Below are 14,505 nucleotides of genomic sequence, written 5' to 3' on the forward strand. Positions count from 1 at the left end.
ACCCCTTTTTATTGTACAGGACGGGGCAGTTCCATTTATACTATATATATTCTATCAAAATCAAAATATTCCTGCTTTAAGGAATGCGGAAACGGGAAGGAGAAATGACTTATGACAGGAAAACGCTGGATAGCTTTAGGTGTTGCGGCAGTGCTGTTTTTATTTTCGACAGTCTTCACAGTATTGACGCAGCAACTCGGCAGTGAAGTAGATGACTTTATCGGCGCTCAAGGTATGGGGGTTAATGAAGAAACGATGCATGCAGGAACGGACGCAGGGAAAATTGCAGTCGTACATATTGAAGGCATGCTGCAGGACACAGGCGGAGATGATTTTTTCTCTGTCGGTTATAATCACAGCCGTGTATTGAATCAGCTTGACCGGGCTGCCGAAGACGGCGAGGTTCACGGGGTCGTTTTAAGAGTGAATACACCTGGCGGCGGTGTTGTTGAAAGTGATGAGATACATGATCGGGTGCAAGCCATTCAAGATGATTACGGCAAGCCGGTTTATGTTTCGATGGGATCACAGGCCGCGAGCGGAGGCTATTATATCTCAGCTCCGGCCGAAAAAATATTCGCGAACGGACAAACGTTTACCGGTTCTCTAGGGGTGATCTTACAATCGTTTAATGTTTCCGAACTGGCAGAGGATCTAGGTATCGAGGCTGAAACGTTTACAAGCGGCGAACATAAAGATTTTTTATCTCCGTTCAGCGAATCGAATGAGGGTGAACAGGAGATAGCCGAAAGCATTATTGATGATGCGTATGAACAATTTATCGATGTGATTGATGACGGGCGGGAGAACTTAACGCGCGATGAAGTGTATGAGTTAGCTGATGGGCGCATTTATACCGGGAACCAAGCCGCTGAGAACGGTTTGATTGATGATACCGGTCACTTAGAAGACGCTGTAGATTCTCTGCAAGAGGATCTTGACCGCGGTGATCTCTCAGTTGTGGAATACGTCGGAGGTTCGGGAATGCCGTCACTTTTCGGGTTTGCTCAGCAATTGTTCCCCGGTTCTGAACAGCGGCAGCTCGAATATATTTTACAGGACAATGACGGAGCAGAACTGATGTATTTGTATACGGAATGAGGTGAATAAAATGTCAGAAAATACGAAGCATGACTATGCGGCAGAGGAAAGACAAACAGACGGGCACGAAGAAACGGAACCTGCTCCGAAAGATACAGCAGCGGAAGAGCCGCTTTACTTTGCCGGTTTTTGGATGCGCTTTTGGGCGTATTTATTTGACTTGCTGATTGTCGTCAGTCTCAACGGCATTGTGCTTGGGTTGGGTTATTTTGCCGCGGATTTAGAAGCAGTAACGATCGGGGTATTTACATTGGCAGGAATTTTCACATCAGCTGTTTCGTTCGGTTATTTTACTGTGATGACCAAGCTGATAGGGCAGACACTGGGCAAGATGCTCTTCGGCTTGCGTGTAATAGCTCATGAAGATCGGGAGTTGACTTGGACGGATTGTCTTTTCCGTGAAGTTATCGGGCGCTACATTCACCAATCGCTCGTATTTACGAATTTGCTGTATTTAATCGTCGCATTTTCGCCGGATAAACGGGGGCTGCATGATCGAATCGGACATACGTGTGTTGTATTAGAGCCCCGTAAATCAAAGCGGACGGTCCGTCAAAGTGAAACGGGGGCAGCTCAGCCTGTATAACCGTCCGTTTCAGTCATTGTGAAAAGCGTTGTGAAATGTGATACGATAACAGGTGAAATGAACTTAAACAAGGAGGACATCAAGCATGCCATCGATAACATTTAAAGAAACTCCTGTAACATTAATGGATTCTCCTGTACAAACAGGCGATACAGCACCGGATTTCACGGTTTTAGCGACCGATTTATCAGAGGTGAGCTTATCTGATTTTAAAGGCAAGAAGAAATTGATCAGTGTCGTTCCTTCAATTGATACGGGGGTTTGCGATCAGCAGACACGCAGATTTAATGAAGAAGCTGCTCAGCTGGAAGACGCTGAAGTGATCACAATCAGTGTGGATTTGCCGTTTGCGCAAAGACGCTGGTGCGCAGCAGCGGGAATTGAAAATGCGCACGTATTTTCCGATCACCGCGACCTTGATTTCGGGAAGAAATTCGGGGCAGCAATTAAAGAAATGCGCCTTTTAGCCCGTTCCATTTTTGTGGTTGACCGCAACGGGAAAGTATCCTACACAGAATATGTCCCGGAAGTGACAAATCATCCGGATTATGATGCAGCGATTGAAGCTGTAAAAGCAGCAGAATAACGGCTGAATAAAGGAAAGCATCTGTCAGGTGCTTTTCTTTTTGTGTTACAGAATAAAAAGGAGTGAAAATAATGAGTGAATCGACTGCGACAGAAACGGTCTATTCAGTTTTAGATCGCGGCGCCCAAGAATTGCAAAACATTTACGGAATGCTTTACTTAGAGGCATTGAGCCTGATGGGGGAGAACCTCCGGACCGGCTCTGTTGAACAGCATCTGACTGAAGAGGCAACGAAAAAATTAAACGGATGGCTTACAGAGACAAATGAGTTGTCCGGAGTCACTGCCGAAGAATACCGCAAAGCGATGCAGCTCGCTGTTTTAAAAGGAATGAGAGAAGCGACCCAGCCTAATCATGCGATGACGCCGGATGCAGTCGGCTTGTTCATCGGTTTTCTCACAGAAAAAATTCTCAGTTATGATGCGGCGCAGTCACCGCAGATTACTGATTTAGCTTGCGGTTCGGGAAATTTATTGACCGCAGTCATGAATCAAGTGTCGAAACCGGCGATTGGCACCGGTGTGGAAGCAGATGAAACGCTGGCAAACTTAGCTTATGTGAATGCGCGGCTGCAGGGAAAGCAAGCAGAGATCGTCCATGATGACAGCGTGAAAATGCAGATTGACAGCGAAGCGGACATTGCCGTAGCTGATCTGCCGCTCGGATACTATCCTGATGCTGAGGCAGCGAGCGGATATGAGCTGAAAGCTGAGGACGGACTGTCTTTTGTGCACCACCTGTTAATTGAAAAAAGTATCCGGTCGTTAAAAGCAGGCGGTTTTGCAATATTTCTCGTACCTAACCAGATTTTTCAGGCAGATGAAACAGGTTCTTTGCACAGTTTTGTAAAAAACAGTTCGATGATTTATGCATTTTTGCAGCTTCCGGATACGATGTTTAAGTCAAAAGATCTAGCGAAAAGCATTTTAGTTGTCCGTAAACATCAGCCCGGCATTCAACCGCCTCAGCAAGCTTTGTTGGCTGAATTGCCGTCGTTTTCAAAGGAAGCTTCGCTTCAAGACATGACGCTGCGAATTTCTGCGTGGTTCGATGAGCATTTGAGTTCATAGCAGCTTAAATGAAAAAACATATTGCGGGGGGAAACGAAAAGAATCAGCGGCGAATCGAACGGTTGACAAAAGTCTGTATTACAGTTTATTTGTCCTTTTTGGAACAGATTAGTTCCTTTGATACCCTGTGAAAAAAAGATTTCTTTAAGTATCTAATTTTTTGTTATATAAATAGTTAAAAGATTTGTAGGACAGATCTTGCATTCTTTTTTCGCTAATGGTTTAATTATTAGTGATCAGGAAAAAGAGATATTAAGATAGACGAAAAGAAAAAAGGAGCGAATTATACCATGTCTAAGATTATGGCGATTAATGCAGGCAGTTCCTCGCTTAAATTTCAGCTGTTGCAAATGCCGGAAGAAGAAATTTTAACGAAAGGTATTGTTGAACGGATCGGCATCAGTGATTCGGTTTTCACGATTGAAGTGGATGGCGAGAAAAAGAAAGATGTCCGTGATATTAACGATCATTCAGAAGCAGTCAAGATATTGCTAGATAAACTGACGGAATTCAACATTATTTCCTCGCTGGATGAAATCCAGGGGATCGGTCACCGTGTTGTTCACGGCGGTGAAAAATTCAATCAGTCTGTTTATATTACCGATGATGTGATTAAAGGCATTGAAGAAGTTTCTGAGCTTGCTCCGCTGCATAACCCGGCGAATTTAGTCGGTATTCGCGCCTTTCGTGAAATACTGCCAAATGTCCCGTCTGTCGCTGTTTTTGACACGGCATTTCACCAGACGATGCCTGAAGATTCGTATCTGTACAGTCTGCCTTATGAATATTATGAAAAATACGGCATTCGCAAGTATGGATTCCACGGCACATCGCACAAGTATGTTTCGGAACGCGCCGCTGAAATGCTCGGACGTCCGATTGAAAATTTGCGGCTGATTTCTTGTCACTTAGGTAACGGAGCCAGTATCGCTGCGATTGAAGGCGGTAAATCGATCGATACCTCGATGGGCTTCACCCCGCTTGCCGGGGTGACGATGGGAACACGTTCCGGAAACATCGATCCGGCTCTTATTCCGTTTATCATGCAAAAAGCAGATAAAACGGCTGAAGAAGTGTTGCAAGTTCTGAACAAAGAGAGCGGAATGCTTGCTTTGTCCGGATTTTCCAGCGATTTGCGCGATATCGAATTAAAAGCTGAAGACGGCCACCGCCGTGCGCAGCTTGCATTAAATGTATTCACATCGCGTATTCATAAATACATCGGATCTTATGCGACGCGGATGAATGGTGTAGATGCCGTTATTTTCACAGCAGGAATCGGAGAAAACAGCGATACCATCCGGGCCCGTGTATTGCACGGACTGGAATTTATGGGGATTTACTGGGACCCTGCATTAAATAAAATTCGCGGTCAAGAAGCGTTTATCAATTATCCGCATTCCCCGGTAAAAGTTCTTGTCATTCCGACTGATGAAGAAGTTGTTATCGCCCGCGATACAGTGAAATACGGACTGTCCAACTAGGCAGAACAATAAACAATCTCCCTAGACGAAAACGTCTCGGGAGATTGTTTTAGTTTTTCGCACGTTGTTTTACTTGAATGTTTTCCCCTGTGCGGTACCATATCCATAAATCTGTAATCACAGAAGCGCGCTCAGAGATTTCCTCATTTAAGCGGCAGCTCCGATCAAAATCTGTCTCTTCATAGAGGCGTTGCTGTTTTTCGTTAATTTCTTCTTCGATTTCACGGATGCGTGCAGGAATGTCACCGCGCGAATGTTCCCATTGATAAAGGACCTCTTCTTGTATATCCCGCGGATAAGCATCCCACGAAGCAGATAACGCCGGAATCTGAATTCCTAATCTGAGGTTAAAGTGAAACGGGACGTTCATGAATCTGATCAGCATCCTTCCGCTTAACGGTCTTTTTCACCCTCGGCTGCATCGGAACGGACAATTAATACATCGCAAGCAGCATGACGGGTTATGTGCTCGGAAACACTGCCGATTAAAAATCGCTCTACAGCGTTCAGTCCGGTTGCGCCGGTAACAATTAAGTCAACCTCATATTTTCGTGCTACATCTTTGGCAATTTTCACTTTTGGCGAACCGTAATCCAAAATGAGCGTAACATCAGTCAACCCCTCTTCCAGTGCCTGCTCTTTGTATTCTTCTAGCATCTCTCGGGCGTAATTTTCTGCTTCAGAGAAGATTGTCCGGTCATAATGTTCTACTGAGGCAAAGGTTCGCGTGTCTACCACATGAGTTAATAATAATTTCGCATCATGATCTTTGGCCAATAGAGCTGCTTTTTTGAACGCGCGCTTAGCTTCCTTGGATCCGTCGACGGCTACGAGAATGTTGTTGTAACGAATAGTCATGTGAGGGGCCTCCTTTTATTTAATTAAATGACTTACACTGTCATTATAACAAATTTTCGGAAAAATCACGAGACATCTCAAAAACAGGTCTTTAGAACTACAAGCCGTATGTTTTTACAAATCCGCTTCTGCAAACGTATAATTAAAGCAGTTTCTATCTAAATGCCGAAGTAACAGTAAAGAGGTGATTGTATGCCGCACGCTGTCATCACAGCAGGGGTTAAAGGACTAGGAAAAATGATTTCTGAAGCATTTCTCGAGAACGGGTACGATGTCACGGTTCAATATCGATCAAATGACGGTACAGTTGAAAAGCTTAAAGAAGAATGGATTAATTATGAAACAAATGTTCAGTTTGTCAACGGAGATATCGAACAGAAAGACGATATTCACAAGCTGGCGGAGGAAGCGCAAAAGTTCAGGCCGACGATTGATGTGCTCGTCTGTAATGCAGGTCCGTATATTTTCGAGCGGAAAAAATTGATCGAATACGATGATGAGGAATGGGATCGTATGGTGAACGGGAATTTGTCATCTGCCTTTTATTTATTTCAGGCTTTTATACCGATTATGCGAAAGCAGCAATTTGGACGAATCATCACATTCGGTTTTCAAGAATCCAATCAAACGCCTGCATGGAAGTATCGTTCGGCTTTTGCAGCAGCGAAGACCGGGTTGACGTCTTTAACAAAGACGGTTTCAATTGAAGAAGCCGAAAACGGCATTACAGCAAACATGATATGCCCGGGGAAAATCACGGGAGATATGAAAGAAGCTTCGATTGAAGCAGGGAAGCTGCAGCTTGACAGTGAAACACCGGTCGGACGTCCCGGAACAGGCGGTGATATCGCGAGGACAGTTCTTTTTCTCGCTGATCAGCAAGCGGACCTGATTACAGGGGCGGTTATTGAAGTGACGGGAGGCGTTGATGTTTTGCACCGTTATCGGTAAAAAAGATGAATAACAATCAGCTTGAAAGGGTACACCGACTACGGAACAAATTTTTGATAAAAGGAGCGGAATTGAGAATGAAGCTTTCTTTTCACGGACATTCTGTAGTAAAAGTGATTACAAACGGACAAACGATTTTGATTGATCCCTACTTGACAGGCAACGGTGCAACCGATTTAAATGCGCAAGAGGAAAACCCGGATGTGATTTTACTGACGCACGGGCATAACGATCATGTCGGCGATACCGTTGAAATCGCGAAAAAGAGCGGCGCTCTCGTAGTCGCGCCTTTTGAACTTGCCACGTATCTCGGATGGCAAGGCGTGGATGCTCATCCGATGCATATCGGCGGTTCGCACACATTCGATTTCGGCACAGTTAAATTGACCCAGGCTTTTCACGGGTCTTCGTATACTGAAGCTGATAATGAGAAGATCGTTTATACCGGAATGCCCGCGGGAATCTTATTGATGGCTGAAGGCCAAACTGTTTTCCACGCCGGTGATACAGCGCTCTTTTCAGATATGAAAATGTACGGTGAACAGCATAAGATTGATTTGGCGTTCTTACCAATCGGCGACAATTTTACGATGGGACCGGATGATGCATTGTTGGCAGCAAAGTGGCTCCAAGCGAAGAAAGTTGTTCCGATCCACTACGATACGTTCCCGCTGATTGAACAGGACGGCGAAGCTTTTGCGGCAAAAGTGAACCCGGGAGACGGGATTCCGATGAAAGCCGGAGATGAAATTGAATTATAAAAAACTGTGCCGGAGATCTTTAAGGATCATAGATCTCCGGCACTTCTTCGTCATATTCTTCTTCCATGTAGGTTAAAACTTCTTCATCAAACTCTTGGCGCAGAAAAACGCCGTTTACATAGTCACTGGCCTCCTGCTCGTATTCCTCGAGCAGTGTAGGAATCAGACGCTGCCAAATAACCGTCCGTTCAACATGATCACGATCAAACTCGGTCATGAATTCTTCGATCGTTTTATCAAGCGAAGCGGACATTCCTTTTATAATCGGCGGCATGCTGTCTTGATAGACTTGTACATTGTATTCTGCTTGCTGTTTGATCATCTCCTCAGAAATGGTGACATCGTATTCATCTTCGGCGTATTTGCGCCAAGCTTTTTCATAACTTTGCCGATCAAGAGCCAACTGGAGGATTTCTTCCTCATCCCAATCCTCTTCGAACTCGTGTTTTTGAATATAATAACGGATGAACCATTTTTTTAGTTCATCATCCTCGTTTGCGTCCTCGAGCAGATAAGCGCGGTTATTAAATAACGTGACCGCCCGATCGGTCAAGTCTCGATAATCTTCGGCTGAAAGCGGGGGCTGTTGATCGCTGAATGATGACTCCGGCTGATCCACTTCGACTTCCGGAGGAGTGGGCTCGCTCCCGGAAGTGCATGCTTGAAGCATTAGTAAAAATAAAACAACGGGCAAGAATCGGTGCATCCGGATGAACTCCTCTCAGAAAAATCGTTTCTCTGTTTCATTGTAGATCAGCAGCCGCCTATATGAAATAGTCGCATAGGCAGAATCTGAAAAGAACTTGAAGAATTGGCTGAAGATGATTATACTTGTCTTAGTACAGTGACGGAAAATAGAAGAAACAGTTTAATGAAATGAGGAGTGAATCTGCTTATGACGAAGCATGAGCAAATATTACAGCATATACGCTCACTGGATGTCGGAAACAAAATTTCTGTCAGACACGTTGCGAAAGTGCTTAATGTCAGTGAAGGCACCGCGTACCGGGCGATTAAAGATGCAGAAAATCAGGGTCTCGTCAGCACGATTGAACGTGTCGGGACGATCCGGATTGAGAAAAAGCAAAAAGATAATATCGAGCGCCTGACGTACGCAGAAGTTGTTAATATCGTTGACGGCCATGTCATTGGCGGACGAAATGGGCTTTACAAAACACTGAACAAGTTTGTCATCGGTGCGATGAAAGCCGAGGCGATGATGCGTTATATCGAAGCGGGCAACTTGCTTATCGTCGGCAACCGTGAACAAGTACATAAACTGGCGCTGGAATCCGGCTCAGCTGTGTTAATAACAGGCGGATTTGAAACGAGCGACGATGTCAGGCAGCTGGCAGATGAACTGCAGCTGCCGCTGATTACGACAAGTTACGATACGTTTACTGTGGCGACAATGATTAACCGGGCCATTTACGACCAGCTTATTAAAAAAGAAATTATTTCTGTCGAAGATATTTTAATACCGCTGGAGAGCACAAATTTCTTAAGTCTGGATGACACGGTCGGGCGCTGGCAGGAATTGAATGAAGCAACCGGGCATAACCGCTATCCCGTCATTGACCAGCACGCGAAACTGCACGGCATGATCACAGCAAAAGATGTGATCGGCGTCGATCCGTCGGTCAGTATCGAAAAAGTCATGACAAAACACCCGATTTCGGTGACGAGTCATACGTCAGTAGCCTCGGCAGCGCATATGATGGTGTGGGAAGGGATTGAACTTCTCCCCGTTATTGACAGCTCGAAAAAATTAACCGGCGTGATTAGCCGGCAGGACGTGCTTAAAGCATTGCAGATGATTCAGAGGCAGCCGCACGTCGGCGACACGATTGAAGATCTCGTCACGCGCCATTTTGAAGATGTCTCGAATACACAGGAAAACTGTTTCCAGCTCGAAGTGACGCCGCAAATGACAAATCATTTAGGCACGATCTCTTACGGTGTTTTAACGACGGTCGTAACGGAGTCGGGAAGCCGTGTCCTGCGCAAATATAAAAAAGGGGACCTTGTCGTTGAAAACATTACGATCTTTTTTATCAAGCCGGTGCAAATCGATGCGATCCTTCAAGTCTATCCGCGTGTCTTGGAAGTCAGCCGTAAATTCGGAAAAGTTGATGTCGAAGTGTACCACCAAGGACAAATAGTCGGTAAAGCGATGTTGATGGCCCAGCTTATTGATCGTTAGCCGCAAGCTCCTTTTCAACGTAAGGTTTAAGCTGTTTGAAATTGCGAATACCTAAAAAGATATTTGCGCCGCCGACTGCAACAAACAACAGCAGCACAAACGCAGCCGGTCCTGTTAAATAATACGCAAAGCTGTTGATTCCGAAAGCAGCTAAAAAGACGCCGGCTGCAACGCTGCTTTTGGCAGCATAAGACCGCTTTTCTGCCGGTCCGGAGCTCCTCGTCTGATTAACTTTGAAGTAGACAAACAGCACTAGTGAGATCACAATCGTTGTGATTAAAAACATATCAGCAGACTCCTTCTTTGCTCGGTGCAGGACCGAATTTTTATTGCTGTGTCTATTGTAATCTGAACAAGGCGCCGGGAGCAACTGCCGTCATCAGTGTATAACGAAGGGGATTGAAAAAATGAAGAAAAATATCTTAGAAAAAATCAAAGACTTCGAGACGATTATTATCTTGCGCCACGTGCGTCCGGATCCTGATGCGGTCGGTTCCCAAGCCGCAATGAAGGTTTTGATAAATTCTTTATACCCGGAAAAAGCGGTCTATTTAGGCGGAGAAAATGAATTGTCGCTGGCATTTTTAGCAGAGATGGATGCTGTGCCGGATCATTTGTTTTCCGAAGCGCTGATCATTGTTTGCGATACGGCAAACCGGGCGCGTATCGATGATCAGCGTTATCAGTACGGGAAAGAACTGATTAAAATCGATCATCATCCGATTGTTGATGAGTTCGGAACATTGGCGCTGATTGATGAACAAGCGAGCTCCACATGTGAAATGTTATTTGAACTGTTTTTAGAAGCTGAAAAAGAAGGCGCTGAACTTTCAGCTGAACTCGCGCGTCTATTATATGCCGGGATCGCAGCTGACACGGGCCGTTTTCGTTTCTCCAATACATCGGAGCGAACTTTTTTGGCAGCGGCCCGGTTGGTAAAAGAAGATTTTTCACGGGAAGAACTGTATAACGAGCTGTATAAAACGTCGCTTCCGCTCATGCGTTTGGAAGGTTATGTGCTATCGCAGGCGGAAATCAGCGAAGCTGGAACCGGGCACATTTTTTTACCGAAAGAAAAGCTCGAAGAATTTCAAGTGGGCCCGCAAGAAACGTCGTTAATCATTAACACTTTCTCTGCCTTAGAAGGGCTTAAAGCCTGGGTGTTTTTCGTTGAAGAAGGGGATCTCATTCGTGTGCGTCTTAGATCTAAAGGTCCGGAAATTCATAAGCTGGCGGAAACGTATCGAGGCGGCGGTCATCCGATGGCGTCCGGAGCAACTGTTTATTCATGGGAAGAAGCGGAACAATTGTTAACGGAATTAAAAAAGATGTGCCAAAGCAGCGCATGATCATCCGCAAAACGACGCAAAAAAACACTTCCAACCGAAGTGTTTTTTTATTATTTTCGGACGCTTTTCTTTAGCAAAATTATTAGGCATAATAGGGAAAGAAACATTTGTTCTACTTTATGCGGATGAGGTGTCTAAACATGGCGTATGTTCATTTACATGTACATAGTGAATACAGCTTGCTTCAAAGTACGGCAGCAATTCCGGCACTCGTCCGAAATGCCGCTGAAAAAGGGTTTGCGGCACTTGCATTAACGGACAAAAATGCGATGTACGGAACCGTGCAGTTTTATGAGCAATGCCTGGCATCCGGAATTAAACCGGTTCTCGGAGTGGAACTCACGGTCGTGCCGGCATATGCAGAGAAAGACGGTGAGTATACACTTATACTGCTGGCGAAATCGTATAAAGGGTATAAAAACCTGTTGGCGCTGACAACAGCAGCCAATTTTCACGACGAGGATAAAAAGATCCAGATCACTTATGAAGAGCTGTATCCGAAGTTAGAAGAAGTGATTGTCTTGACGCCGTTTATGAGCGGCGAGATACAGCAGCTTGTTGAAGACGGCGAGGCGGAAAAAGCGGAGAAATTAACCGGACTTTTGCAGAAATATGCCGGCAGCGAGAATGTTTTTATTGAGATTCAAAACCATTGGCAAAAAAAAGAACGGGAGCGTATGCTGGCGATTCATAAATGGATTTTAAGCTCCGGTGTCCGTCCGGTGGCAACGAATCGTGTAGAGATGCTTGAAAAAAATCAAACGGAGGCATTTCAAACGTTAAAGGCGATTCGAAAAGGAACGTCATTGCATGAGCTTTCTGACGCACCGGAAGACAGTGAAACGTATTTAAAAACAGCCGACGAGATGGCGTCGCTGTTTCCGTCTTGGCCGCAAGCTGTTGCGGAAACGGCAGCGATCGCGAAAGAGTGCAGCGTCGAGCTTCCGCTCGGAACAAAAGTGCTGCCGTCTTACCCGGTTCCGAGCAGTCAAACAGCCGAAGAATATTTGCGGGCGTGCTGTATAAAGGGCGTTCATCAAAAATATGCAGATCCGGGAGCAGATGTTTGGGAGCGTCTCGATCACGAACTGTCGATTATTTCGGATATGGATTATGATGATTATTTTTTAATTGTTCACGATTTTATGCGTTATGCGCATAATAACCGCATTTTAACGGGGCCCGGAAGAGGGTCGGCAGCCGGTTCGCTTGTTGCCTTTGTTCTTGATATCACCCAAGTTGATCCGTTGAAATATGATTTGCTTTTTGAGCGTTTTTTAAACCCTGAGCGGGTTTCGATGCCGGATATTGATATCGATTTTTCCGATCGCTCAAGGGAGTCGGTCATTAACTATGTTGCTGAAAAGTACGGTCACGACCGTGTTGCCCAAATCGTCACGTTCGGGACGCTCGCTGCGAAAGCGGCGCTTCGTGATGCGGCGAGAGCTTTAGGGACCGATCCCCGCTTGACCGATGAAGCAGCCAAACAGATACCGTCACGCGCAAGCATTCGGCTCCGCGATGCTGTCAAGGAAGTCCCGGCTTTACAGAGACAGATCAGTCAGCACAGCGAGCTGCAAACATTGTTTCGTGTTGCCGAGGAGATTGAAGGGCTGCCGCGTCACACGTCCGTTCATGCCGCTGGTATCGTTATCAGTGAACACCCTTTGTCAGAGACCGTTCCGCTTGAGAAAGGACACGGGGAGTTGGCACTTACACAGTATCCTATGGGGGATTTGGAAAAGCTCGGTTTATTGAAGATGGATTTTTTAGGTTTGCGAAATTTAAGCCTGATTGAACGGATCATAGAACTCATCAGCGAGGACCGGGGGGAATCGTTGAATGTAGCGGACATTCCGCTCGACAACAGCGCGATGTTTCAAATGTTTGGCCGCGGCGACACAAACGGTATCTTTCAACTGGAGTCGCAAGGAATGAAAAGCGTGCTTAAACGCTTAAAACCGTCGTCGTTCGAGGATATTGTCGCTGTGAATGCCCTTTACCGTCCCGGGCCAATGGAACAAATCCCCGTTTTTATTAATCGGAAAAACGGCGCAGAACCTGTCAGTTACCCTCATCCTGATTTAGAACCGATCCTTAAAAGAACTTACGGCGTGATGATTTATCAAGAGCAAATTATGCAAATTGCCTCTCTGATGGCCGGCTTCTCGCTTGCAGAGGCAGACGTGCTTCGCCGCGCTGTCAGTAAAAAAAAGCACGATGAGTTAGAGCGCGTCCGGTATGATTTTATCCGCGGGGCATTAAGTAACGGATACAGTGAAGAAGAAGCAGCGACCGTTTACGATTTAATCGAGCGCTTTGCGGACTACGGTTTCAACCGCAGTCATGCCGTTGCATACAGTATGATATCTTGTCAGCTAGGCTATTTAAAAGCTGTGTATACCGTTGAATTTTTGACAGCGTTAATGGAGCAGACGATGCATCATGAAGAAAAATTATCCGATTACATCTACGAAGCGAAATCGCGCGGGATCGCTGTCATGCCTCCGTCTGTAAACTCAAGCGGGGCAGGGTTTCATGTCGAAAACGGAGCGGTCAGAGTCGGGCTGTCAGTCATTAAGCATCTCGGTGCACAGACCGTTCGGGCAATTTTGCGGGCCCGCAAAGAAGAAGAGTTTTCCGGCCTGTTTGACTTATATGCCCGCATACCTAAACGCCTCTTGCCAAAACGATCGGCAGAAGCGCTTATCTTCGCGGGGGCGCTTGATGAGTTCGGCCAAGACCGTTCAGTCTTGCTCGCGTCTTTAGATGATGCGCTTGAATACGGAGAACGGATGAATGACGGCGAAACGAGTCTGTTTGCTGTCGAAGACCATCAGCCGTCCTATACTGATGCCGAGAAAATTCCGTTTATCGACCGGTTGAATTATGAAAAAGAGACACTCGGGTTTTACGTATCAGGTCATCCGTTGGAAGAGGCGTCTGCATTGTTGGCCTCTTACAAACGGGAAACCTTGAAGGCAATCATGAACCGGCCGTCTGAAGGGAAAAAGGTGCGCGCAGCCGGAATCATCGAAGATATCCGCACGATTCGTACAAAGAAAAACCAACAAATGGCGTTTCTTCACCTTGTCGATGAATCCGGGGATGCCGAAGTTACCGTCTTTCCGCGGGCTTACGAACAATATAGTTTGAAATTGAAAAAAGGCGAACGCATCTTTATCGAAGCGGCTATGCAGCATCATGATGAGGCATGGAAGCTTGTTTTGCACAAAGCCGCGGCGATTGACGAGCTTTTGCAAAAAGAAAAAGAAAAACAGCAGCCCGTGTTATACTTAAATATCACTGCCTACAGCGAAAAAAAAGGCACTCTGCACGAAGTCAAAACTTGGCTCCAGGATACTCCGGGGGAAATTCCTGTTGTGCTGCATTATGAATCTGCAGGCAAAACGGTGAAACTCTCGGAAATGTGGAATGTTAAGGCGGAGGGAAGGCTGCTTGCAAAACTGGAAGCGCTCCTTGGAAAAAAGAATGTATTTTTGCGGGGTGCAAGGGTGTAACAATATTCGGAATTTGTTATAATAGACAAGGACTT

General features: G+C 45.8%; 14 protein-coding genes. 10 read left to right on the top strand and 4 right to left on the bottom strand.

What is annotated here, in order from left to right; genetic code table 11:
* Positions 1 to 111 precede the first annotated feature (111 nt).
* The 5 genes from sppA to EDD67_RS12715 all read left to right on the top strand — a co-directional run bounded on the left by sppA (position 112) and on the right by EDD67_RS12715 (position 4,827).
* Positions 112 to 1,101, top strand: coding sequence for a signal peptide peptidase SppA (sppA, locus tag EDD67_RS12695; protein WP_121440507.1), 990 nt, complete (start codon positions 112 to 114; stop codon positions 1,099 to 1,101).
* A gap of 10 nt (positions 1,102 to 1,111) precedes the next feature.
* The gene (locus tag EDD67_RS12700; protein WP_121440506.1) at positions 1,112 to 1,687 is read left to right on the top strand and encodes an RDD family protein; all 576 of its coding nucleotides are present in this window, start codon (positions 1,112 to 1,114) and stop codon (positions 1,685 to 1,687) included.
* A gap of 85 nt (positions 1,688 to 1,772) precedes the next feature.
* The gene (gene tpx, locus EDD67_RS12705) at positions 1,773 to 2,273 is read left to right on the top strand and encodes a thiol peroxidase (RefSeq protein ID WP_093073489.1); all 501 of its coding nucleotides are present in this window, start codon (positions 1,773 to 1,775) and stop codon (positions 2,271 to 2,273) included.
* Positions 2,274 to 2,344: 71 nt separating this feature from the next.
* Entirely contained in the window at positions 2,345 to 3,343 is a 999-nt protein-coding gene (locus EDD67_RS12710) for a class I SAM-dependent methyltransferase (RefSeq protein ID WP_121440505.1), read from the top strand.
* 290 nt (positions 3,344 to 3,633) lie between these two features.
* Positions 3,634 to 4,827, top strand: coding sequence for an acetate kinase (locus EDD67_RS12715; RefSeq protein WP_121440504.1), 1,194 nt, complete (start codon positions 3,634 to 3,636; stop codon positions 4,825 to 4,827).
* 49 nt (positions 4,828 to 4,876) lie between these two features.
* Here EDD67_RS12715 and EDD67_RS12720 read toward each other — a convergent pair whose 3' ends face one another.
* A complete protein-coding gene (locus EDD67_RS12720) occupies positions 4,877 to 5,197 on the bottom strand; it encodes a hypothetical protein (RefSeq protein ID WP_121440503.1) in 321 nt (106 codons plus the stop codon).
* A gap of 23 nt (positions 5,198 to 5,220) precedes the next feature.
* Positions 5,221 to 5,685 carry a universal stress protein gene (locus EDD67_RS12725; RefSeq protein WP_093073481.1) on the bottom strand — a complete coding sequence of 155 codons (465 nt, stop codon included), beginning with the start codon at positions 5,683 to 5,685 and terminating at the stop codon, positions 5,221 to 5,223.
* A 192-nt stretch (positions 5,686 to 5,877) separates the two neighbouring features.
* Here EDD67_RS12725 and EDD67_RS12730 point away from each other — a divergent pair, with 192 nt between their 5' ends.
* A complete protein-coding gene (locus EDD67_RS12730) occupies positions 5,878 to 6,636 on the top strand; it encodes an SDR family oxidoreductase (protein WP_121440502.1) in 759 nt (252 codons plus the stop codon).
* Between the two features lie 77 nt (positions 6,637 to 6,713).
* On the top strand, positions 6,714 to 7,397 hold the full coding sequence (locus tag EDD67_RS12735; protein WP_121440501.1) for a metal-dependent hydrolase: 684 nt from the start codon (positions 6,714 to 6,716) through the stop codon (positions 7,395 to 7,397).
* A gap of 19 nt (positions 7,398 to 7,416) precedes the next feature.
* Here EDD67_RS12735 and EDD67_RS12740 read toward each other — a convergent pair whose 3' ends face one another.
* Positions 7,417 to 8,103 (bottom strand): hypothetical protein, encoded by a 687-nt coding sequence (locus tag EDD67_RS12740; RefSeq protein ID WP_121440500.1) that lies wholly within the window; start codon positions 8,101 to 8,103, stop codon positions 7,417 to 7,419.
* Positions 8,104 to 8,292: 189 nt separating this feature from the next.
* On the opposite strand from EDD67_RS12740, the gene EDD67_RS12745 reads away from it, so the two are divergent.
* Positions 8,293 to 9,600, top strand: coding sequence for a CBS domain-containing protein (locus EDD67_RS12745; RefSeq protein WP_093073473.1), 1,308 nt, complete (start codon positions 8,293 to 8,295; stop codon positions 9,598 to 9,600).
* Here the strand turns inward: EDD67_RS12745 and EDD67_RS12750 are convergent.
* Complete coding sequence (locus EDD67_RS12750) at positions 9,587 to 9,886, bottom strand: YtpI family protein (RefSeq protein ID WP_093073471.1); 300 nt, start codon at positions 9,884 to 9,886, stop codon at positions 9,587 to 9,589. The genes EDD67_RS12745 and EDD67_RS12750 overlap by 14 nt on opposite strands.
* A 121-nt stretch (positions 9,887 to 10,007) precedes the next feature.
* Here EDD67_RS12750 and EDD67_RS12755 point away from each other — a divergent pair, with 121 nt between their 5' ends.
* Positions 10,008 to 10,949: a DHH family phosphoesterase gene (locus EDD67_RS12755; protein ID WP_121440499.1), complete on the top strand. Its 942-nt coding sequence runs from the start codon at positions 10,008 to 10,010 to the stop codon at positions 10,947 to 10,949.
* Positions 10,950 to 11,089: 140 nt separating this feature from the next.
* Positions 11,090 to 14,470, top strand: coding sequence for a DNA polymerase III subunit alpha (dnaE, locus tag EDD67_RS12760; protein ID WP_158638257.1), 3,381 nt, complete (start codon positions 11,090 to 11,092; stop codon positions 14,468 to 14,470).
* Positions 14,471 to 14,505: the final 35 nt, after the last annotated feature.

The organism is Salisediminibacterium halotolerans (genome assembly GCF_003814815.1).
GTDB classification, from domain to species: domain Bacteria; phylum Bacillota; class Bacilli; order Bacillales; family Salisediminibacteriaceae; genus Salisediminibacterium; species Salisediminibacterium halotolerans.

What these genes read in the sequence shown, in the direction of transcription:
- sppA (WP_121440507.1), top strand. Translation starts at nt 112, where the DNA reads ATGACAGGAAAACGCTGGATAGCTTTAGGTGTTGCGGCAGTGCTGTTT.
- EDD67_RS12700 (WP_121440506.1), top strand. Translation starts at nt 1,112, where the DNA reads ATGTCAGAAAATACGAAGCATGACTATGCGGCAGAGGAAAGACAAACA.
- tpx (WP_093073489.1), top strand. Translation starts at nt 1,773, where the DNA reads ATGCCATCGATAACATTTAAAGAAACTCCTGTAACATTAATGGATTCT.
- EDD67_RS12710 (WP_121440505.1), top strand. Translation starts at nt 2,345, where the DNA reads ATGAGTGAATCGACTGCGACAGAAACGGTCTATTCAGTTTTAGATCGC.
- EDD67_RS12715 (WP_121440504.1), top strand. Translation starts at nt 3,634, where the DNA reads ATGTCTAAGATTATGGCGATTAATGCAGGCAGTTCCTCGCTTAAATTT.
- EDD67_RS12720 (WP_121440503.1), bottom strand. Translation starts at nt 5,197, where the DNA reads ATGAACGTCCCGTTTCACTTTAACCTCAGATTAGGAATTCAGATTCCG.
- EDD67_RS12725 (WP_093073481.1), bottom strand. Translation starts at nt 5,685, where the DNA reads ATGACTATTCGTTACAACAACATTCTCGTAGCCGTCGACGGATCCAAG.
- EDD67_RS12730 (WP_121440502.1), top strand. Translation starts at nt 5,878, where the DNA reads ATGCCGCACGCTGTCATCACAGCAGGGGTTAAAGGACTAGGAAAAATG.
- EDD67_RS12735 (WP_121440501.1), top strand. Translation starts at nt 6,714, where the DNA reads ATGAAGCTTTCTTTTCACGGACATTCTGTAGTAAAAGTGATTACAAAC.
- EDD67_RS12740 (WP_121440500.1), bottom strand. Translation starts at nt 8,103, where the DNA reads ATGCACCGATTCTTGCCCGTTGTTTTATTTTTACTAATGCTTCAAGCA.
- EDD67_RS12745 (WP_093073473.1), top strand. Translation starts at nt 8,293, where the DNA reads ATGACGAAGCATGAGCAAATATTACAGCATATACGCTCACTGGATGTC.
- EDD67_RS12750 (WP_093073471.1), bottom strand. Translation starts at nt 9,886, where the DNA reads ATGTTTTTAATCACAACGATTGTGATCTCACTAGTGCTGTTTGTCTAC.
- EDD67_RS12755 (WP_121440499.1), top strand. Translation starts at nt 10,008, where the DNA reads ATGAAGAAAAATATCTTAGAAAAAATCAAAGACTTCGAGACGATTATT.
- dnaE (WP_158638257.1), top strand. Translation starts at nt 11,090, where the DNA reads ATGGCGTATGTTCATTTACATGTACATAGTGAATACAGCTTGCTTCAA.